The sequence below is a fragment of the Candidatus Hydrogenedens sp. genome, assembly GCA_035378955.1.
Classification (GTDB): Bacteria; Hydrogenedentota; Hydrogenedentia; order Hydrogenedentales; family Hydrogenedentaceae; genus Hydrogenedens.
Genome location: DAOSUS010000052.1, coordinates 1 through 20,201, shown reverse-complemented (window position 1 = coordinate 20,201; position 20,201 = coordinate 1). Strand labels below are relative to the sequence as shown.

The 20,201-nt window shown below is 36.2% G+C and carries 14 protein-coding genes and 1 pseudogene; 10 read left to right on the top strand and 5 right to left on the bottom strand.

Features of this window, described 5'->3' with window-relative positions:
• Window positions 1–36: 36 nt before the first annotated feature.
• Together PLA12_10410 and PLA12_10405 are read right to left on the bottom strand one after the other, a co-directional pair.
• Window positions 37–849: a hypothetical protein gene (locus PLA12_10410; protein HOQ32909.1), complete on the bottom strand. Its 813-nt coding sequence runs from the start codon at window positions 847–849 to the stop codon at window positions 37–39.
• A 21-nt stretch (window positions 850–870) separates the two neighbouring features.
• Window positions 871–2,916, bottom strand: coding sequence for a prolyl oligopeptidase family serine peptidase (locus PLA12_10405; GenBank protein ID HOQ32908.1), 2,046 nt, complete (start codon window positions 2,914–2,916; stop codon window positions 871–873).
• A 101-nt stretch (window positions 2,917–3,017) separates the two neighbouring features.
• Here PLA12_10405 and PLA12_10400 point away from each other — a divergent pair, with 101 nt between their 5' ends.
• The 5 genes and pseudogenes from PLA12_10400 (at window position 3,018) to PLA12_10380 (ending at window position 8,011) form a co-directional block, all read left to right on the top strand.
• Window positions 3,018–3,542 (top strand): NUDIX hydrolase, encoded by a 525-nt coding sequence (locus PLA12_10400; GenBank protein ID HOQ32907.1) that lies wholly within the window; start codon window positions 3,018–3,020, stop codon window positions 3,540–3,542.
• Window positions 3,543–3,546: 4 nt separating this feature from the next.
• Complete coding sequence (locus PLA12_10395) at window positions 3,547–4,968, top strand: RtcB family protein (protein HOQ32906.1); 1,422 nt, start codon at window positions 3,547–3,549, stop codon at window positions 4,966–4,968.
• A gap of 97 nt (window positions 4,969–5,065) precedes the next feature.
• Window positions 5,066–5,617: pseudogene (gene pyrR / locus PLA12_10390) on the top strand (bifunctional pyr operon transcriptional regulator/uracil phosphoribosyltransferase PyrR).
• A gap of 90 nt (window positions 5,618–5,707) precedes the next feature.
• Window positions 5,708–6,673, top strand: coding sequence for an aspartate carbamoyltransferase catalytic subunit (locus tag PLA12_10385; protein ID HOQ32905.1), 966 nt, complete (start codon window positions 5,708–5,710; stop codon window positions 6,671–6,673).
• Window positions 6,674–6,676: 3 nt separating this feature from the next.
• The gene (locus PLA12_10380; GenBank protein HOQ32904.1) at window positions 6,677–8,011 is read left to right on the top strand and encodes a dihydroorotase; all 1,335 of its coding nucleotides are present in this window, start codon (window positions 6,677–6,679) and stop codon (window positions 8,009–8,011) included.
• 75 nt (window positions 8,012–8,086) lie between these two features.
• Here PLA12_10380 and PLA12_10375 read toward each other — a convergent pair whose 3' ends face one another.
• Entirely contained in the window at window positions 8,087–9,487 is a 1,401-nt protein-coding gene (locus PLA12_10375) for a Gfo/Idh/MocA family oxidoreductase (GenBank protein HOQ32903.1), read from the bottom strand.
• A gap of 158 nt (window positions 9,488–9,645) precedes the next feature.
• On the opposite strand from PLA12_10375, the gene PLA12_10370 reads away from it, so the two are divergent.
• Complete coding sequence (locus PLA12_10370; protein ID HOQ32902.1) at window positions 9,646–12,615, top strand: beta-propeller domain-containing protein; 2,970 nt, start codon at window positions 9,646–9,648, stop codon at window positions 12,613–12,615.
• 29 nt (window positions 12,616–12,644) lie between these two features.
• Window positions 12,645–12,881, top strand: a complete 237-nt coding sequence (locus PLA12_10365; GenBank protein HOQ32901.1) for an LITAF-like zinc ribbon domain-containing protein — start codon at window positions 12,645–12,647, stop codon at window positions 12,879–12,881.
• Window positions 12,882–12,901: 20 nt separating this feature from the next.
• Here PLA12_10365 and carA read toward each other — a convergent pair whose 3' ends face one another.
• Entirely contained in the window at window positions 12,902–14,053 is a 1,152-nt protein-coding gene (gene carA, locus PLA12_10360) for a glutamine-hydrolyzing carbamoyl-phosphate synthase small subunit (protein ID HOQ32900.1), read from the bottom strand.
• 191 nt (window positions 14,054–14,244) lie between these two features.
• Between carA and PLA12_10355 the strand changes: the two genes are divergently transcribed.
• Complete coding sequence (locus tag PLA12_10355; GenBank protein ID HOQ32899.1) at window positions 14,245–14,994, top strand: SPASM domain-containing protein; 750 nt, start codon at window positions 14,245–14,247, stop codon at window positions 14,992–14,994.
• 22 nt (window positions 14,995–15,016) lie between these two features.
• Here the strand turns inward: PLA12_10355 and PLA12_10350 are convergent, their stop codons facing one another.
• Window positions 15,017–16,576, bottom strand: coding sequence for an HDOD domain-containing protein (locus PLA12_10350; GenBank protein HOQ32898.1), 1,560 nt, complete (start codon window positions 16,574–16,576; stop codon window positions 15,017–15,019).
• A gap of 212 nt (window positions 16,577–16,788) precedes the next feature.
• Between PLA12_10350 and PLA12_10345 the strand changes: the two genes are divergently transcribed.
• Together PLA12_10345 and PLA12_10340 are read left to right on the top strand one after the other, a co-directional pair.
• The gene (locus PLA12_10345) at window positions 16,789–19,569 is read left to right on the top strand and encodes a DUF745 domain-containing protein (protein ID HOQ32897.1); all 2,781 of its coding nucleotides are present in this window, start codon (window positions 16,789–16,791) and stop codon (window positions 19,567–19,569) included.
• Between the two features lie 54 nt (window positions 19,570–19,623).
• Window positions 19,624–20,201 (top strand): hypothetical protein (locus tag PLA12_10340; protein ID HOQ32896.1); only part of this gene is annotated, 578 nt, incomplete at its 3' end.

The window sequence follows — 20,201 nt, the reverse complement described above, 5'->3', positions numbered from 1 at the left end:
ATTAAATTAGGAATCATTTACTCATTCGTCCATTTTTTATTTTTTCTTTTGTAAAAACCTTTTGAATTCTATGGTAAAAGTAAAACTATCAAAATCTTCTTGCAGTCTCGCAAATTTTGAATAACCAAAGGAAACTACAAATTCATCTCTTTTATTGAGGGGTGTTTCAAAACCGATATTGGTATCCAGACTAACTGTATTCCATTCATCCGATAGGTTTAAATCTACAAGATGTAAAAGAGGAAGAAATTTTACTTTTACCTTTGCATCATAGGTAGCATAGGTATAGGTAGCCGATGCTGAAAGATAAGGACGGGTTGCTTTGATTCGCTCTTTCCAATTCTCAAAGTCCTTATGGATGGGACTACCCCATGGAGAAAAATGAACTCCTGTTCCATAATAAAAAGCCATTCGTTTTATCTCAAAATCTGTGTGCAAAGGCATTAAAAGAATAGAGGGATGTGTTTGTTTTGTTCTAATTTTCCCGCCTTCTCCCCCACCTTGAGCTGTAATAGACCATTTTGAATTAATCTGATATCCAATCCCTGCATGAGGAGCCCAAATTAGGTGATTATCACGAAAATCACTAACTGTTTTCACGGGTCTTTGGTCAGGAGCAAAAAATCCCATAATAGGATCAAACAATTCTCTAACGGGTTTTTCACTTTCCATTTTTGGATACGGATTTACAAGACTAACAAACCAAAACCATTTACTATTTTCATTTGTGCAAGGTTCTAATGATATGGTTTTTGAATTTTCTTGTATACCCAATTTACTTTTTTCCGGCAAATCGGTTTGAGATAACAAAGGAAATATTATTCCTGCACATATAAGAAAAATATTCATCATTATTACTACTTTTACTTCTTAGAAGGTTTGTGGTTCTTCCTGTATGATTCTTATTTTTTCACTATCAAGTTCAGAAATAAGTTGGGGTATATCATACCATTTTAGTACCCCATGTACAGCATTGGTTATCTGTCCTTGAATACGAGGATTTTCTATTATATTACTCCACGAAATCAAACCTTTCAGATGTAATTCTACTTTTTGCGGTAGCAATAAAAACGCTGTGTGTAAAGCCGACACACAAAGGACACCTTCTGCATCTATCAATATATTTACTTTATCACCATATTTTTTTCTTAAATACTTAATCACAGAAAAATAATCCTGCACTCTCATTCCTACATAAGACTTACCTATCAAATAAGCACGGAAATAATCTTCCCAACCTGCACCTACTGTGTTTGTAATATCATTCTTACTGGGAATAGGAGATGTTTCCCCTGTGCCTCTTATATCAACCGCACAAACATAAATATTATGTTTCAAATAATCTTCTATTAAATCAATATCTTTACTTTTCCCTTCAGGACGGGTATATATAACTACTTTTGAAACTGATTGTTTTGCTTCTAATAAATATCCGGGGAGAAAAATCCCATCTTCCGGGCTTATAACAATTGGCGTAATTGATTTCGCCTCGGGAAAAGATTTTTTATCTATCTGTTCTAATTCAACAACTTTCGGTTCAGGAATATTGTCCCAATCATCAACATTAATAATTTCTCGAACTTTTGATTGTTTTTGTTCTAATGTAAACGAAGCCCATGTAGTATTTCGTGATTGTGCACAAATCTTTTCTTTATAACGATTAATATCAATAACAGTCTTTGATCCAAGAATTTCTCTTATATTTCCTCCCTTGCAAACTTGATACTCTTCTTTTGTTAATAATTCATTCTCTTCAATCTGCTCTTCAACTTCTTTTGTTATCCCCTTAAGCCATAAAAGCATCCTTTCCACTATCTCTTCTCGCAGTGATTTCCCCAAACCATGTTGAGTATCTACTTCAATCAAATCACACATTGAATTAACTCCCAACTTTGCATAAAGCCTTTTTGCGGCACGAAAAGTAGTCCATGTGCCTGTAATATCAAAGAAATCTTTTGTAGCAGAACAGATTAACACCGGATTTGGAGCATGCATAAAAAGATATTCTGAATGGTCATAGCCATATTTTATTTGTGAGAAGATATTTTGTTCTGCATCCTGAGGTCCAATAGTATTTAATAATCTTTCCCATGAAGTTAAATAACAGGAAGGAGCAGCAGCATAAATTCGTGGTTCTAACGCCATGAGATATGCCGTTTGTGTGCCACCACCGGAGTTACCAGAACAAGCTATTTTATCTTTTTGGATTTCTACTCGGGTTTCTAAATAATCAATGGCTCTTATACCATCCCATATTTCATATCGGGCATAATTTTCACCTAATAGAATACATCCTAATCCCAATATGGTGTGTTCGGCTGTTCCCCAAACATCCGGGGAACCATCTGCTTTCAAAAAGGTAATTCGTTCTCCCTGCCCGGGAGGATCATATATCAGCGACGCGATACCATTTTTTGATAATAAAATACATAGTTTTTGATATTCCGAATATCCTTTGGCTTCCTGCGAGTGTCCACAGGGAACCATTAAACAAGGGTATGGGGGTTCTGAGAGAGGTAAGAATAAAACGGCAGAGACATAAAAATTGGGTTGACTTTCAAAATACAGCACTTCATATCTATATGTAGATTTAGTTCCTTTACGAACAACAACGGGATTCAGAGGAGTAACATCGGGTTTTCCACCTAATAATGACCAGTATAGTTCTCTTTTTTCATTTTTATATAACTCGATATTTTCTTTTTCGGGGAATCTATTAGGATTTTCTTCCAGTGATTTTAAATAAACCATAGCAGATTTATTTAAATATTCTTTCATCATATCTTGAGGTTTGGAGGGAATATTTGCTTTCTGCAGTATATTTGAATCCAGGGAATCTGCAATTGAAAAATTATCCATTGTAAAAATTAATAATAATATGTAAAATAAATTTATCCATTTACATCTATTTTTCATTCTATTTTCCTCCAATACGATTAAATTAATGCACAAAAACTTTGCGAATTAAATATAATATATAAACATAAATAAAAAAACAAAAGAAAAGGTATAGACACATGCCTATCCATTTTTTTGAACCTTTTCCATGGCGTTTTTGTGCCATTTGCGGTGAAACACTTATTCTGGAAAACGATGGGGAAAAATTGCGTCCTTTTTGTAAAAATTGTCAAAGGCACTATTACCATAATCCGACACCTGCCACATGTTGCTTTGTTACAAATACAGGTAAAGACCTCTTATTAACCAGAAGGGCTATTCAGCCTGCATTTGGGCAATGGATGCTCCCCGGAGGATATATGGAATTAGGAGAGACAACAGAAGAATCTGCGGCAAGGGAATTATTAGAAGAAACAGGCATCGTAGCGGAACAACTAAAATTGTTAGGCATATCCGCACAACCGAGTAAATTAACAGGAACTATTTTAGTTATGGGTTTCATTGTAGAAAAATGGAATGGGATAATTCGGGCAGGTAGTGATGTTTCTGAAGCAGAATTTTTTCAATACGACCAACTTCCTCCCCTTGCATTTACAGCACATAAAGAACTGCTTCGATTATATTTTCAGGAAACGAATAGGTAATATAATGAAAGAAAAGGAACTCATTCAGATAGGTTATAGTTCAAAGGAACTACGAGAAACAGCCATTCAGATTTTTAATAAGGCGATAAAAGAGGGGTTTTCCAAAAAGGAAGCCAAAAGAATGCTTCGGGTGATTATTCGTAATCCTGTTGCCTTTTTGCAAGATAATTTATGGAAAGAATTGGCACAAAAACTTCATACAGGGATTGATAATACAAAACTAACAGCCTACCAAGAAGATTTTGTAGAAAGAGGTCGTTCAACGAAAGCACCTTATAAAATATGGGGAACAGAAATTGATTCAGAGTCGATACAGCAAATGCAAAATGCTTGTTCTTTACCTGTTTCTGTTCGGGGAGCCCTTATGCCAGATGCTCATGTGGGATATGGTTTACCTATTGGTGGTGTTCTGGCAACCGATAATGCGGTAATACCTTTTGCGGTCGGAGTTGATATTGCCTGCCGTGTTAAAATGAGTGTTTTTGATTTGCCTATTGAAATCATCGAAGAAAACCCAACAAGATTAAAAAAAGCCATCGAACAGGAAACTCGATTTGGTGTAGGGTCAACATTCAAACCCCGAAGACAACACCCTGTTATGGATTTGAACTGGAATATTTCCCCTATTACAAAGGAAAATAAAGATAAAGCATGGGACCAGTTAGGCACCAGTGGTAGTGGCAATCATTTTGTTGAATTTGGAATTTTAGAAATAATTACCGATGAGCTGCCTATACCTCGTGGAACTTATCTTGGTTTATTAACGCATAGCGGTAGCCGTGGCACTGGGGCTTTAGTATGTGAATATTACAGTAAAATCGCAAGACAAAGACTTCATAATCTTCCTCATTCATTACAACATCTTGCTTGGCTATCATTAGAAGAACATGCGGGGCAGGAATACTGGGAGGCAATGCAACTGATGGGCAAATATGCACAGGCAAATCATGAGTGTATACATACACATATCAGTAAAAACTTAGGTGTCTCCATTATTTGGACAATAGAGAATCATCATAATTTTGCATGGAAAGAAATTCACGATGGCAGGGAGGTTATCGTGCATCGTAAAGGTGCGACTCCTGCTGAGAAAGGGCAACTGGGAATTATCCCCGGTTCTATGGCAAGCCCTGCATTTATTGTAAAAGGTTTGGGTAATAAGGAATCTCTTTGTTCTTCAGCCCATGGTGCAGGAAGGCTCATGAGCAGGGCACAGGCGAAGAAAACTTTATCATGGAAAAAGGTAGAAAGCCTACTTAGAGAACGCAAGGTAAATGTTATAACCGCAGGAGTAGATGAAATACCTCTTGTGTATAAAGATATATATAAAGTTATGCGGGAACAAGAAGACCTCGTTACTCCTCTGGCTATATTTCACCCGCGTATTGTCAAAATGGCACCTGCGGGTGAAAAACCTGAAGATTAATTTTTTTTGCTATATTTTATTTTGAAGTAAGAACCCCTCATTGATACAATTTATCAAATGCATATTTTTATACCAGGATATAAAAAAGGTGATAAACATGGCGAGTGATTCTACAGATATAAAGGCAGGCACAATTTTATTTAATGAACAAATCATGAAGGATTTAATTCATCATTTAGCCCAGCAAATTATTAATGATAATGATGTTCAGGAATTGGCTTTCATCGGTATATTGCGTAGAGGTTACCCTCTGGCAAAACGAATTGCAGAAGAAATTTTCAAAATTTGCAAAATACTCCCACCTGTAGGTGCTGTTTCAACAACCCTTTTTAGAGATGACTTGCGAATCGGTCGGGGGTTTGTTCAATCGCACGGCACAACTCATTTTTCTTTTGATATTAATCAAAGGACAATTATCCTTGTAGATGATGTGCTGGCTGCAGGTAGAACTATACGAGCGGCGATGGATGAAATCATGTATTATGGTAGACCGAAAAAAGTACTGCTGGCATGTTTGATTGACCGTGGGGGGAGAGAAATACCCATTCAGCCATCCTACTGTGCCTGGAAACCCACTCTTGAATCCATACCCCAAAATTTATGGATATCTGTTTTGCTCAAAGAAACAGATGGAAAGGATATGGTAATCATCGAGGAACAAAAAAGTAAGGTAGAAACAACCTTACAGGATGTTCCCGCCAAGGAACAGGTATTTAGTGCAGACCACCCTGCATTGAAAATATGGAAGCACAAGGATTTATTAGGTCTGCAATTTTTATCTAAAGAAGAACTTGTCTCTATATTAGACATGGTTCCTTCTTTTCTTGAAGTAATGGCACGAAGCACAGGTATAAAGAAAGTGCCTTTACTACAAGGGAGAGTGGTTGTTCATTGGTTTCATGAACCGAGCACAAGGACTTTCGCCTCTTTTGACTTAGCCGCAAAAAGATTAAGTGCAGATACCCTTTCCATTTCAGCATCAAGCTCCAGTGAAAAAAAAGGGGAAACACTTCACGATACCTTGTATAACATTGAAGCAATGAAAACAGATATTCTTGTGGTAAGACACCGATGTTCGGGTGTTCCAAAGCTTTTAGCAGATAGTCATCCTTCACATGTGATTAATGCGGGAGATGGACAACATGAGCATCCTACTCAAGGGCTGTTAGATGTATTTACGATGAGACAATTTTATCGCGATTATAAAAAGGATATGGAAATAGGCCTGGAAGGGGCTAAAGTTTCTATTATTGGTGATATAACTCATAGTCGAGTAGCAAGAAGTAATATCTGGGCATTATTAAAATTAGGAGCCCAAATTACTCTCTGTGGTCCTCAGACCTTATTACCAAAATCCTTTGAAAAGTTAGGAGTAAGGGTAACAACACACTTAAAAGAGGCTCTTTTGGATGCGGATATTATTTATTCCTTACGAATTCAGATGGAAAGACAAACGAAAGGATTATTCCCGAGTATTCGGGAATATGTCCGTTTGTATCGTATAGACCGCGATACAATTCGGTATGCACCTGAACATGCCATCGTAATGCATCCGGGCCCCATTAATCGGGATATAGAATTAGCAACAGAAATTGCAGATAGTCCAAGAAGTCGAATACTACAACAGGTCAGTCATGGTGTTGCTGTCCGTATGGCGGTTATGCATTTATTAGCCAATAGTCAATACAATCAAACGGGAGTATAGGTTATGAAAATAGTCATAAAGAACGGTTGGGTAATAGAACCATCATCTGGCTTTTCAGGTAAGTCCGATATTGGAATAGAAAATGGGGTTATTTCTTCAGTTGGGGTTAACTTAGATGGAGATGTTTCTATTGATGCAGAGGGTATGGTAGTTACACCGGGTTTTGTAGATATTCATGTTCATTTTCGGGAACCCGGTTTTGAGTCGAAAGAAACCATTGCTTCCGGAGCAAGAGCATCGGCTCATGGAGGTGTAACCTCAGTTGTTACAATGCCCAATACAATGCCCCCGATTGACAATGCAGGAATGGTAGAGTTAGTAGTAAGACGAGCTCAGGATTTAGATGGAATTCATATATACCCTGCGGCTTGTGCCACAAAAGGGAGGGAAGGTAAAGAATTAACAGAAATGGCGGATTTGCTTCAATCCGGTGCGGTTGCAGTAACCGATGATGGCAATGATATAGAATCTTCAGCGGTATTACGCCATGTCCTGGAATATGCAGGGATGGTGGGTATCCCCTATCTTGCTCATTGTGAAGATGAAGCCTTAAGTGAGGGAGGGGCTATGAATGAAGGAATCGCGTCGGCACTCTTGGGAATACCCGGTATCCCTCGTGAAGCAGAGGAAACCCGAATTGAACGGAATATCCGACTTGCTAAATTGGCGAATGCTCCTATTCATATTCAGCATGTAACTACAAAACGGGGCGTAGAAATTATCCGACAGGCAAAAAGAGAAGGAATATTTGTTACCGCAGAGACCTGTCCCCATTATTGGATGCTGACAGACAGTCAAATTGAAAATTATAATTCGAATATGAAAATAAATCCACCATTACGCGAGAAGGAGGATATTCAAGCAATAATTGAAGGGCTCCAAGATGGAACTATTGACTGTATAGCGACAGACCACGCCCCCCATACGCGAACTGAAAAAAATGTCCCCTTTCAAGAAGCACCTTTTGGTATTGTTGGATTAGAAACATTATTAGGATGTGTAATTAAAGGATTGGTTAATCCCGGTTATCTTAGTATTGAAAAAGCAATTCAACTTTTAACAAAAAATCCCGCCAACATTATTAAGATTAATGCAGGGACATTAGGGATAGGTGTCCCAGCGGATATTACGATTTTTAATCTTGAAGAGGAATGGGTCGTTACAGAAGATTACTTTTTTTCCAAAAGTTCCAATTCACCGTTTATTGGAACAAAATTATGCGGTAAAGTGAAATGCACTTTATGTTGTGGTAAGGTATTATACGCAGATAAAGATATACTATTACCTGAGGGGTTATCCATCTCTCCAACTTTTTTATGTGATAGATTTTTAATTTAATTTCCTAAAATAAAAATAAAAGAGCCTATTATTCGTTTGAATAATAGGCTCTTTTATAAATAGGTTGTTTATATTTTATCCTTTTTGTTTGCGGTCGTAAGGAGGTTCTAAACTCCATCCATTTAGATAGGGACGATATGCCCATGCATTACCTTTCTTGGTTGCTTCGTCATCACCAATAAACCGCTCATTAGCGGGGTCCCATGATAATCTTGCACCCGCTACATAAGCACATGTGCCCATGTGGCATACACGGGTTGTATTGTGAAGCGTTTCCACAGTAACGATTGGGTCTTTATTTTCACGGATAGAATCTACGAAGTTTTGCCAGTGCGGTTCATTTAATTGAGAAGGACCTGACTTCTTGGGCTCGCAACCGTCTCCATTATTAGGTACCGGAAATACTTCATATCCACCACGGTCTACACGAAGCGTTCCTAATGTTCCATGGAACAGGATTCCATGGTCCGAATATCCTTTAGGTAGATACATATTATAAACTCTATTGGTAAAGGTTAATATGTAATCATCAAATTCCCAAACTGCTTCAAGGGTATCTGGGGTTGTTCTATTATCTGTAAGGACAAATTTTCCTCCAACAGCTGTTACAGATTTGGGCTGTTTCTCCTCACCCATTCCCCAAAGGGCTATATCAATAAGGTGTGCACCCCAATCTGTAATTTTTCCTCCGGAGTAATCAAGGAACCAGCGGAAATGATAAATCCACCGATTGGTATTAAAGGGACGATGTTCTACCCAACCTTGATGGAAATCCCAATCCAATCCTTCTTTTTCCCATTTCGCCTGGTCATTATCCCCTAATCCAATACCTTCAATAGGTTTATCTTCATGATTAAAAGTTTCTACATGAGCAACTTTACCGATATAACCACTCTTAACTAATTCGACGGCTTCCTGGAAATGTTGTCCACTTCTTTGCATTGTTCCACCCTGGAAAATAACCTTATTACGACGCACGGCTTCAACCATCTTTCGTCCTTCGGCGATTGTCGTCGAAAGGGGTTTTTCACAATAAATATGTTTTTTAGCGTCTGCGGCATATAAGACACATAGACAATGCCAATGGTCAGGAGTTGCAATCACAACGGCATCTACATCTTTATTATCTATAATTTCACGGAAATCATGGTGCAAGGTAAAATCAGAATATTTTTGTTTAACCATCTGGGCTCCACGTTCGAGATTTTTACGATACAAATCACAAAGAGCAATCGGTTGAATATCATCTCTTTTTAATACAAAACCAAGATTAGACCGTCCCATTCCGCCGGTGCCAATATGTCCTGTTCTAATTTTTTCATTAGCACCTAATATTCTGGAAGGAAGGATTGATTTATAAACTTGTGCCTGTGAACTCCGCGTTAGTGCGGAACCTACTGCAAGTCCTGCTGTAATTTTTGCCGTTTTTTCGATAAAACTTCGACGGCTCACTTCTTTATTTTGTTTCTCTTGCATATTTAAGGACTCCTTATCCAATGGATTTTTGTTTTATTTGAAATTCAATTTTTTTTGAAATTTAACATAAATGTAATTATCCAAAAAATATTGGACACATTACACAAGGTTATTAGTATAATATATTAAAGGAATATATTTCTAAAAGGAAATGATCTATGAAACACCCTATTCAAAAAATAATCATTGTAATACCAATCATACTATTAATTATCTCCTCTTTTTCATGCCCTAAAAATCCTTCTAATATTCCTTCGGAATCGGGCAATAGTCAATATATTGAAGGTAATTCAGAAGAAGGAGAAAAGGAAGGCATTTCTGAAGGGGAAGTAAAATTCACAAGTGCCGGGGTCGTAAATAACCGAAATGGAGAATATGGTCCTGCTCCTACAACGGATGTATCTGAAGGAAATGAAGAAGGGGGTGAGGAAAATAAAAGGGAGTTGGTTGAACCGGATGTATATCGGAGGGTAAACAATCTCCTTTTTGTATTAAACCAATATCGAGGGTTAACACTGGTAAATTTGGACAGTAAGTCAGTTATTTCTAATATCCCTATTTACGGTTATCCACGAGATTTATATGTAGTTGATGATAGAGCCTATGTTTTGATTGGCTACACAATTACACATACTATCGAAGATGGGGTATTAAAAAAGACTACAGGGTCACAGTTATATATCGTTGACATTGGCAATATAGAGGAACCCCGAATAATATCAGCAATAACATTACCTGGAGATTTTATTGATAGTCGAATGCTCGGAGATGTTTTATATGCTGTAACATCCGATTACCAATACTCATATATTGAAAATACCACAGAGGGAGGGACTGTTTCTTCAAGTGGCACATGGACAAAAGATTCGGGTAGCAAAAGCTGGATAACCAGTGTCAATATAAAACAAGAGGAAAATCCTACAATAACTGACCAGATTGAATTTCCGGGTTATGGGACTGTTATCCAAGCTTCAACTTCTTCTATATATGTATGTGCATCCGATTGGAATAACAATACTACACAAATAACTTATGTAGATATAACAAATCCATACGGGGAAATTAAATCATTTAATATAGGAACTATTCCCGGTTATGTAGCAGACCGTTTTAAGTTAGATGAATGGGATGGAAAATTACGGGTAGTTTCGAACACATGGTGGCCTGAACGACATACTTACCTAACAATTTTTGATGTTTCAAATCCTTCTCAAGGATTCCCGCAAATTTCTCAAATAACAATCCCTGATGCTCAAGGAGAGACACTTTATGCAACACGATTTGCCGAAAAATTAGCCTATTTAGTTACCTATTTAACAATAGACCCGTTATTTGTTCTTGACTTAACAGACCCTTCAAAACCTCAGGTCAAAGGGCAATTAAAAGTGCCAGGATGGTCTGTCCATATTGAGCCTATTGGAAATAATCAATTAATTGCTTTAGGGATTGATGACACAGAAAATCAACGACGTGTCAAGGTAAGTTGGTTTGATGTATCTGACCCGAGCAATCCCCAAGAGAAATCTGTTGTCTCCTTAGGAGAAGGCTGGACATGGTCCTCTGCTTTTAGTGATGTCAAGTCATTCGCAATTTTAGGGAATATCATTGTCGTTCCATTTAGTGGATGGAATGGGTATGAATATAAAGAACAATTACAATTTATTTCTTTAAACATGGAGAATCAGCAACTTAAACCCCTCGGTTCTGTAGATATGAAAGGACAGGTATCACGGACAATCCAATATAACGACCTCTTCTATGCTATTACTTCAGAATATATTCATGAAATTCAATGTGATGGAGTAAATCCTCCCGCTTTAACAAACAATCATATTCTTCTTGCTGAAAATGTGATTGATGTTATTGAATTAAATGAAAGTGGTGTGGTTACAGAAATAACAAATCAAACGGAACAAAAAAATATAGAAATTCGTGTAACAAAAGATAATAATATTTTCGGTTCTGCTTCTATTAAAACAAATGGTTGGTTAATGGATACAATTAAAATATCCAGTAATTCTTTGGTTCTTGTTATAAATGAATGGTCACAAGAACCTTCTTATGAATCTAATTACAGGGTGGTCTTTGTAACAATAGATGAGAATTTTATTCCTTCGATACTTAATGATATTAAAATTCCTTTAATTCCATATTACTCTTATTGGGGATGGTGCAGAGGGTGTGATTACATGCCTATGCCAATACCTGAGGTACTTACTAATAATGTAGAATCCGTTTCTCCAAAAGATGTTATGTCTTCGGGTTCTCAAAAAGCCATTGCTCCCTATTATTGGTGGTATCCTACAACCGATAATAATCTTTCTATGGTTTGTGGGGATTATCTTGTTTTAAGAGGTTGGGGGAATTCTTATGAGTATACTATGGGTAGTCAAATTACCCCTTATGATGGTTTTGCAATTGTAAATCTTAATAACCCTGAAGATATCCATACTGTTGGACTGGGATATAATAATATCGTTTCCCTTTCAGAAGCCGCCGGAAAACTGTTTCTAACTTTACAAAAAAATGTTGATTCAGAAAATAATTCTTATCCTCTTGTAGCCTATTATTTGGGAGAAATTAATTTAAACTCTTTAGAAGAACCTAAATTTGTTAATGTTCCGGGAATATTACAAACCTCCAATAAGCAAGGGGATATACTTTTCTTAAAAGATTGGCAATATATTTCTACAAGTACTTATTATGATTACGAACAATGGATTAATAGTATTGAGTGGAAAAATGGAAAACCTGTTACAATAATTGATTCTTACAAATTATCAACTGCATGGGGAAATGTAAGAATTGATTTACCCTATCTTTTAACGCTGACAGGATACAGCAGTCTTGTTCTCGAAAAGGTAGATATTACTACAGAGGGTAAGTTTGTTAACCCTTGCAAAACAGAAATTGGAAATGTGTGGAGAAATATTTTAGGAACAACTGTGAATCAGTCCTATCTTTCAATTGATGGGGCATCTGTATTACTAATGAATTTAGGTTATGGAGTAAATCCTTCTTTGAGTCATATTTATCCAATACCGAATTATCCTCAAAAATTCAGGATTGGTAATCTTGGCGTATATATTATATTGGGTTATTCTGGATACATATTCTTACCTTTTTAAAAATTATATTATAAACTTTAGATTTACCTATGGCTTTTGCATTACGGTCGAAAACAATAAAATGTCCTAATTGCTTCTATGAAGGAAAAGCGGAAGTTAAAGGAACAGGATGTGGTTTATGGTTACTTTTGTTAGTAATGTTGATAATATCTTTTTATTTTATTCCGCTATTTATTATTATCCCATTAATGTTTATATGGTTATTATTAAAGCCCGCTAAACAGATATGTCCTCGTTGCAAATACCCTTATCCAATGCTCAAATAAATAACGATTTTCAAGCAATATCAGGCGGGCATAGAGTTTAATGAATGGGATTTATCTTTTCCTTTTCTTCTGTCCTTATACTCATCCATTAAGTTGGTAAACCTTTTGAAAAGATATCTGCTATCATGAGGACCTGGAGAGGCTTCGGGGTGGTATTGAACACTAAAAACGGGTAATTCTTTATGACATAATCCTGAGCAGGTCATATCATTCAAGTGGACATGAGAAATTTCGACTTTTTCTAAATCTAATGATTTAGGGTCAACAGCGAAACCATGATTTTGCGAGGTAATCTCTACTTTTCGTGTTTCCATGTGCATTACGGGCTGATTGGCACCCCGATGTCCAAATTTAAGTTTATAAGTTTTCCCACCAAGAGCATGTCCAATAATCTGATGTCCTAAACAAATCCCTAAAATGGGGATATTATTTTGAATAATTTTTTGCACAATAGGATAGATATAGGTTAGTGCGGCCGGGTCTCCGGGACCATTCGATAAAACTACGCCATCGGGATTATAGGCTAAAATCTGTTCCGCAGGCGTGGTGGACGGAACAACTACAACCGCACAATTATGCTCTCTTAACAACCGTAAAATATTATATTTCACACCAAAATCCATAACTACAACACGATATTTAGATGTTTCAGGTAATTCCCATTCATAGGGTTGTGTTATAGTAGCTTCTTTAACAAAATCACTTCCTGCCATATCTGGAGCATTTTTTGCCTTTTGCAAAAGCGATTCGGGATTTAAATCAACTGTGCTGATAATTGCTTTCTGGTTCCCTTTTGTTCTTAATATTCGTGTAATTTTCCTTGTATCTACCTGGTCAATGGCTACAACATTATATTTTTTAAAAAATTCGGGGAGTGACATTGTAGCCCGCCAGGAACTGGGTATAGAACAACATTCTCGCATAACAAAACCGCGAGCAAAAACAGTTCTCGATTCAACATCCTCGGGATTACAGCCATAATTACCAATATGGGGATAAGTCATTGTAATAATCTGCCCCGCGTAGGAGGGGTCGGTAAGGATTTCTTGATAACCTGTCATACTGGTATTAAATACAAGTTCTCCGAAGGATTCCCCTTCGGCGCCTACAGACCTTCCCCAAAATACTGTCCCATCTTCTATAACCAAAAGGGCTTGTTTTTCCTCTTGCATGTTTTTCTTCCTTTATATGACTTTGCGTTATAATACATTCTATAATATTAGTCGCATATTATATAGGATAAACATTTTTTAATTCGAATTTATTTAATAGAGAATTTTTTTGATTATTGGAATTATTTTTTTTGTAAATATGTTATTATAAATCGTGAGTAATAAAACAAACTGGAGTAAATAAAAAATCTATGAGTCAAACAGAAAAAGAACTTAAGAAATCGGATTTGACCTTAGAACTACTTGGATTCCCAAAATCTATATTCAAAAAGATTAGAGAATGTTCTCACATAGCACAATCAGCCCCTAAAGATATATCCTATGTATGGATTAAAGTATCTGGACAGGACATAAGCAAAAATGGACACAAACAAGATAATCGGCTAAAACTTGATGACTGGCTAAATATTGTGGATGAAGCGGTTTCAGTGGGAGCAAATTGGTTGGTGCTAACTGTTCATGTTCCTATAGACCAAATGAAAGAGGTTATTGAAATATGTCAATGGGCTCAAAATACTTATAATATGAAAGTAGGATTATTTTTGTGTAGAGAAAAAATTTCTACAAATGAAATAAAAATTCTCAGTAGTTTGAAAAAAGAATTAACTCAGATTTTTGTCAAAAAGAAGGCTCTCGAACAATTTAAAAAAATACGGGAAATGGGACTATTTTTAGGAATTGCGGACCCTCAAGAATATGGAGATAAGCCGAATTGTGAAGGAGCATCTAAATTACTCTATGTTGATAATACAGGTTCTATATATACCTGTGGTCTTGTATCAGGAATGAAAAATTATAAATTAGGAAACATTTACGAGAAAAAATTTCAGGAAATAGTAAAAGACCCATCCTTACCCCATAGTGTAGAAGAGAAAATTCATAAAGTAAATGAAGGTTGTGATGGCTGTCCTTCCCTGTTGATGAAATACCTTCAAAAATAAAGAACCTCTCTAAATCTTTTTCCTATCCTAAAGCTTTTACAACTTCTCTTAAATCAAGACCGAGATATTGAATACTTTTCTCTCTTATTTTTAACGCATCACGGATAACTTCATCTCGAATGGATTGTTCCCCTGGCAAACCAGCTATTGAAGAAATAAAAAGGATATGAGCCAAGTCTTTAGATTTTCCAGGTGCTTTGTAGGGTTCTAAATAATGGCATAGGGCGTGAACCACTATTTCCGGAAATTTCCATCTACTCGCCAATAGGGATGCTGTTACGGCATGATTAATAGTGAAATATTCGGCTTCTTTTCTTAATCGTATTTCGGGAAGAGAATCTTTCATAATTTTTTTATACTCTTCCTGTCCCACCATATATAGCACAATAGCCCCTATTTGGTGTATCAGGGCTGTAGTATAGGCGAGAGAGGGACTTATTCTCTTTGAATTTTGTGCTAATTTTTCCGCAAGTTTGGCAGAAAGTTTTGACCTTCCACTTATGGGCAATACAGGATATTCTGAAATAGGTTGCTGACTTTTTTTAATATGGTTTACCATTACCTGAATACCATCTGGGCCCAAAAGAGCCAGAGCCGACCATATACTTCCTATCTTTTTTTCTTCCGATACGATAGATGTATTTGCCCAACGAAGTAAAGCCGTTGCTAAAGAAGGTTCATCCGCAAAGATTGAACTTAAATCTTCCATATTGGGAGAACTATCATCTAATACCATACTTAAAGCAAGTTCTGCTGTGGGAGGAATGGGAAGATATTCCAATTCATCAATTATCAGTTCAACATTCTTCTTTTCTCTATCATAAGTTTCCTTTGTAAATTGAACAACAGATTCTGTAAGTTCTTCTTCTACTGCTGGCTTTGTTCTTATAATTCTACTTTCTGTAGTAGAAGTAGCAGGAGCAGATGAAATGGTTGGTGTATGGTAAATTCCGGTATCTCCTGTTCTTCCCTTATGATATTTATTTATGGTTTCTTCAATTTCTGTAACTCGAGCAAGAGTGGGTTTTACCCTTAATTGCGTAAATTGCTCAACAAGAAAAACGGTTTCTCTATCAATGGGACATGCCATTGCTAAAGTAAGGTTCCTTCCCAATTTATCAACAGGAAATACAAACCTTTCTTCACATAATTTCTTTGGAACTAATTCAACAATTTCTTTATCTATGTAGAGACGGTTAATATCAATTTTTGGAAAACCCGAACTTTTAGAAAGAATATCAAACAACTTTTCCACAGGTAATTTTTCATATTGATACAGTATTTTTAAAAGATACCCACCTTGTTTCCTTTGTATTTCTATCGCTTCCTCCAAATCTTGACTTGTTATTAAGTCTGTGGCAACAAGCCATTGAGACAGTGTCCCTGTAAAATTAGCACCCGATGTAGAAACATCCATCCCACCTATCTGTCCACCCACAGAAGGCTCTGGAGGTGCAGGAATATAACGAATAATATTCCCGCAACGAACACATTTAAATGCCTTACCTTCCGCAGAAGTCGGCACTTTCATTTTTTGACCACACTTGGCGCAACTTATTATTTCGTATTCTTGTTCACTCACACATTTATTCCCAGTGATTTCACTGATTTTTTACAGCATATTATATTTTATCATAAAATATTTGTAAAATATATACAAAATTTTTTGTTTATTTTTCATGTGCAATATGATAAACTATTAATATAAAAAAAACAAGTTTTTGAACTATTTTCTTGACAAAATATTTTATTAATGATAATTGTGATTTTTAATATTATTAGAAGGAAAATAAAATGTTACTTGAAGAGTTAGAAGATATATTTAAAAAAACACATGAATTATTCTTTCGTCGTGATTTTATTGGAGCAAATAAGAATTTAAATACACTCCCTAAAGATTTTAACAATTTCCTAAATTATCTATTTCTAAAGGCTGATTTATCTTTAGTAATAGGAGATTGGAATGAATTATCTAATCTTGTTCCGATAATTGAACAGCAAATTAATGCTTTGGAAGAAAGGATATCTTGGTTTACTATTCACCTTGATGAAGAAGAAAAAGAGTATCTGAGAGAAATAGTATCCAATTATCTTTATCGGTTAGATCAGATAAAAGAAGAACTTGATAGGCAATCCCACAAGGTAGAAGAAAAGACACAAGAAAAAGCGATCTACGAAGAGCAGATTCGTGAATTGAAAAGTCAACTTATCCACATGAAAGAGAAAAAAGATGAAGAAGAAGCCATTCGCAAAGCCCTATCTGTCGAATTAGAACGACTTAAAGAGCAGGAAAAAAGGAAAAATGAAGAATTATTACGGGCACAAGAGGAATTGAGACACTTAAAAGACTCTTTGGATGAAAAAGAACAGGAAGTCCAAACAGCAGCATTAGAACGTGCCCAACGGGAAAAAACAATCGCTCTGATGGAATCGGAAATAAATTCCCTTCAGGAAAAAGCCGAACAGACGGCACGGTCTCAGGCAAGTTTAGTAGAGGAATTAAAACAATTAAAGGAATTGAGTAAAACAAAAGAGGAGGCTCTACAACAGGCACAAAATCAACTTCAGGAATTGCAACAAACATTAAAATCTCGTGAAGCGGAAATTAGTGTATTAGAAAACGAAAAGAAAGAACGAGAAAAACAGGTCCAGTATTTAGAACAAGAATTAGGAAAACTGAATGAACAAGCACGAGATGCAGAAAAATCTCAGGAGGATTTACAAAAACAAATAGAGGACCTGAGAAGAGTAGAGGAACAGAAATCCAGAGAATTGGATGAGACGCGAGATGCCTTACAGCAATTAAAACAACAACTGCAAGAAAAAGAGCAGTTAATACAATCTTTGGAGAAACAATCATCGGAAAGTAAAAAAGAGGTTGAACGGCTTCGAGAAGAGATGAAAGCCACTCAATCTCAAGCAAAGCAGGCACAGGAAGCAGAGTTACAATTACAAAAGGAAATAGAGCAACTTCGGAAAGCCACTCAATCTAAAGAAACGGCTCTTGATAATACTCGGGGCGAATTGGAAAAAGTACAACAAATGCTGGCAGAACGGGAAGCACTACTTCAAAATGCAGAAAAACGAAGTATGATGACCATCGAGAATCTTCAGCAAATACAGAAAGAATATGAGCAATTAAAAAATCAGGCGGAACAATACATTAAAACAGAACAAACAATGGTTCAAGAGTTGGAACTGCTTAGAAAAGGAGAACAGGAGAAAACCACCGCCCTCACAGAAGCACAAAATAAGGTTAAAGAACTACAAGAAGAACTGAAAGCACGCGAAATAGCCGTTCAGGAATCACAAAAAGCCCAAGAACAATATATTTTACAAATACAAAAATTACAAGCAGAATTAAATTCCGTTCGCGAAAAAGCCCATGAAGCAACTCATTCAGAGAGCAAAATTGAAGAGGAATTAACTGTCTTCCGTAAGAAACTGACTTCCAAAGAACAGGAATTCATTGAATTACAAAGCAAATTAGACCAATTATCGGCTTCACTGCTTGAAAAAGAAACGGCTATTCGAGAAGAGATAAAAAAACGGACAGAAAAAGAGGAACTTTTAGCCAAACTACAAGAAGAATTAGTTTTATTACATCAACGAACCCATTCTACACAGACACATCAAGAAATACTCGAGCAAGAAATTCAATCATTAAAACAACGCGAAACAGAAAAGAATACAGAATTAGATAAGGCACGAGAACAACTTAATTCTTTACAACTAACTTTATCCCAAAGAGAGCAGGAAATCGCTAAAATTAATGAAGAAAAAATTCGAAAAGAAAAACAGTTAGAAGACCTCATGAGTGAAATGGAGGCTTTACGCTCTCAGACCTCTATGTTGTTAAGTTCCCGTCAACAACTCCGGCAGGAATTGGAACAACTAAAACAAAAACAGATATTCTCCAAAACTGAATCAGAACAAGGGTCTTCTGTAATTAAAACACAAACTCCATCTGTTAGTCCGTTTGAAGAAGTTCCAGAAGCCATATTGGCTTCCGCAAGCATCACTGTAGCCAAAGGAAATAATAAATTTACAATGTTAGTGGCTGTGATCGGCATTATTGTGGTTTTATGCGCTGGAATTGGTATCGGATATTATTTTTCAAGAGGAAAAACAGAACTCCCAAATCAAGTTGTTCAACAAAATGTAGAACAAAAAGATATTGTTAGCAAGGTAGAACCAACTCCTCCACCACCAGCAGAATCTGTAATCCCCGCTACACCAGCAGTCATTGAAAAAAAAGAAGAGAAGGCGGAACAGACTCCTACACCTCCTCCACAAATAACAGAACCAGAAAAGAAAAATATAATACTTTCTTTTCCTAAAAATATATCTCTGGGTTCATTATTCTATCAGGACAAACAGATATCTGATAGTAACGATTGGAGACGATTACAGGATGCAAAAGGAGATGTGGAAATCAATCCAGAGTGGAAAATTCAAATACGAACAGACCTCGGTTTGTTACCTCGTATAATGAATTTAGATCCTGAGATATTGGGGAAAATATCGGTTTTGACATTGGACTCTATTCCACAGGAAGAAAATATCTTAAAATGATTATCCCAGGCAAAATTTGAAATAGTATATATTGATAATGATGTTTCCGAAGGCATGATAAATGGAGTTAAGTCAAATTATCCGAATTTAAATATTATTTGCAAGAATATAATTCCAGATATTATAGAAGATAAGCCTCTTCCTGAAAGGACTATCACATTTCCTGATAATAAATCCTTAGGGAAAATTCTTACACGAGCATGGAGAGAACCTTTACAAGCGGAGTGGAAACCTTTTACAGATGCGAAAGGAACAATTACTATTCAAAAGAATACCGAAGTAAAATTGCAGATGGAAATTGAGGGAGCCCGAGAAATGTCCTGGCTCACGAACTTGCACCCGAATGATATACAGGCATTAGGTTTAGTTGGATATGGAATTAATGATGAGAAAATAGGCTACATAAGCCATTTAACGGGATTGAAAAGTTTACAATTAGTCCAGACAGCTGTTTCTGATACAGGTATTTTAAAGTTAAAAAATTTGCGGAATTTAAGAGAGGTAAAGTTATACACAATTAATATTACAGACAGAGGATTTGAAGTATTTGATTCTTTCCCTCTTTTAGAAGAGTTATGGATACAACAGGCAAAGATAACTAACGCAAGTGTTGGAAGAATTTGTAAAATGAA

Bases quoted from the DNA above. Each gene is read 5' to 3' on its own strand.
- PLA12_10395 (HOQ32906.1), top strand. From the start codon at position 3,547: ATGAAAGAAAAGGAACTCATTCAGATAGGTTATAGTTCAAAGGAACTA.
- PLA12_10400 (HOQ32907.1), top strand. From the start codon at position 3,018: ATGCCTATCCATTTTTTTGAACCTTTTCCATGGCGTTTTTGTGCCATT.
- PLA12_10370 (HOQ32902.1), top strand. From the start codon at position 9,646: ATGAAACACCCTATTCAAAAAATAATCATTGTAATACCAATCATACTA.
- PLA12_10375 (HOQ32903.1), bottom strand. From the start codon at position 9,487: ATGCAAGAGAAACAAAATAAAGAAGTGAGCCGTCGAAGTTTTATCGAA.
- PLA12_10345 (HOQ32897.1), top strand. From the start codon at position 16,789: ATGTTACTTGAAGAGTTAGAAGATATATTTAAAAAAACACATGAATTA.
- PLA12_10365 (HOQ32901.1), top strand. From the start codon at position 12,645: ATGGCTTTTGCATTACGGTCGAAAACAATAAAATGTCCTAATTGCTTC.
- PLA12_10355 (HOQ32899.1), top strand. From the start codon at position 14,245: ATGAGTCAAACAGAAAAAGAACTTAAGAAATCGGATTTGACCTTAGAA.
- PLA12_10380 (HOQ32904.1), top strand. From the start codon at position 6,677: ATGAAAATAGTCATAAAGAACGGTTGGGTAATAGAACCATCATCTGGC.
- PLA12_10410 (HOQ32909.1), bottom strand. From the start codon at position 849: ATGAATATTTTTCTTATATGTGCAGGAATAATATTTCCTTTGTTATCT.
- PLA12_10405 (HOQ32908.1), bottom strand. From the start codon at position 2,916: ATGAAAAATAGATGTAAATGGATAAATTTATTTTACATATTATTATTA.
- carA (HOQ32900.1), bottom strand. From the start codon at position 14,053: ATGCAAGAGGAAAAACAAGCCCTTTTGGTTATAGAAGATGGGACAGTA.